1 protein-coding gene is annotated in these 1673 nt (G+C 67.6%); it reads left to right on the forward strand.

The window, feature by feature from the left end:
* Window positions 1-1673: acetate--CoA ligase (gene acs, locus FFS49_RS41755; protein WP_137910516.1), on the forward strand; the 1673-nt coding region annotated here is incomplete at both ends.

A 1673-nucleotide genomic window follows, 5' to 3' on the forward strand; every position in this document is an offset into this window, starting at 1 on the left:
GCGCTCGCCGCCGAAGCCGAAAACGATTACGAAGGATTCTGGGCGCGTCTCGCGCGCGAGGGTCTGGCGTGGCACAAGCCGTTCACGACAGTGCTCGACGAGTCCAACCCGCCGTTCTACAAGTGGTTCGACGACGGCGAGCTGAACGCGTCGTACAACTGCCTCGACCGTCACGTCGAAGCCGGCAACGGCGAGCGCGTCGCGGTGATCTTCGAGGCCGACGACGGCACCGTCACGCGCGTCACCTATGCGGATCTCCTCGCCCGCGTGTCGCGTTTCGCGAATGCCCTGAAGAAGCGCGGGATCGGCAAGGGCGACCGCGTCGTCATCTATATCCCGATGTCGGTCGAAGGCATCGTCGCGATGCAGGCCTGCGCGCGCATCGGCGCCACGCACTCGGTCGTGTTCGGCGGCTTCTCCGCGAAGTCGCTGAACGAGCGGCTCGTCGACGTCGGCGCGACCGCGCTCGTCACGGCCGACGAGCAGGCGCGCGGCGGCAAGACGCTGCCGCTGAAGAGCATCGCGGACGAAGCGATCGCGCTGGGCGGCTGCGAGGCCGTGAAGAGCGTGATCGTCTATCGCCGCACCGGCGGCAAGATCGACTGGCACGCCGGGCGCGACCTGTGGATGCACGAACTGACGGCCGGCGAATCCGACCAGTGCGAGCCGGAATGGGTCGGCGCCGAGCATCCGCTGTTCATCCTGTATACGTCGGGCTCGACCGGCAAGCCGAAGGGCGTGCAGCACAGCACGGGCGGCTACCTGCTGTGGGCCGCGCAGACGATGAAGTGGACCTTCGACTGGAAGCCCACCGACGTGTTCTGGTGCACGGCCGACATCGGCTGGGTCACGGGCCACACGTACATCACGTACGGCCCGCTCGCATGCGGCGGCACGCAGGTCGTGTTCGAAGGCGTGCCGACCTATCCGGACGCCGGGCGCTTCTGGAAAATGATCGGCGACCACAAGGTCACCGTGTTCTACACCGCGCCGACCGCGATCCGCTCGCTGATCAAGGCGGCCGAGGCCGACGACAAGGTGCATCCGAAGAGCTACGACCTGTCGAGCCTGCGCATCATCGGCACGGTCGGCGAACCGATCAATCCGGAAGCATGGATGTGGTATCACAAGCACGTCGGCCAGGAGCGCTGCCCGATCGTCGACACGTGGTGGCAGACCGAAACCGGCGGCCACATGATCACGCCGCTGCCGGGCGCGACGCCCACCGTGCCTGGCTCGTGCACGCTGCCGCTGCCGGGCATCATGGCCGCGGTGGTCGACGAAACCGGCCAGGACGTGCCCAACGGGCAGGGCGGCATCCTCGTCGTCAAGCGTCCGTGGCCCGCGATGATCCGCACGATCTGGGGCGACCCGGAGCGCTTCAAGAAGAGCTACTACCCCGAGGAACTCGGCGGGCGCCTGTACCTGGCCGGCGACGGCACCGTGCGCGACAAGGACACCGGCTACTTCACGATCATGGGCCGGATCGACGACGTGCTGAACGTGTCGGGCCACCGGCTCGGCACGATGGAAATCGAATCGGCGCTGGTCTCGCACGAACTCGTGGCTGAAGCCGCCGTGGTCGGCCGTCCGGACGATACGACGGGCGAAGCGGTGGTCGCGTTCGTGGTGCTGAAGCGTTCGCGTCCGGAAGGCGAGGAAGCGGCGGCGCT

This window comes from Burkholderia sp. 4NA327C6 (genome assembly GCF_005502655.1).
Taxonomy (GTDB): Bacteria; Pseudomonadota; Gammaproteobacteria; order Burkholderiales; family Burkholderiaceae; genus Burkholderia; species Burkholderia contaminans.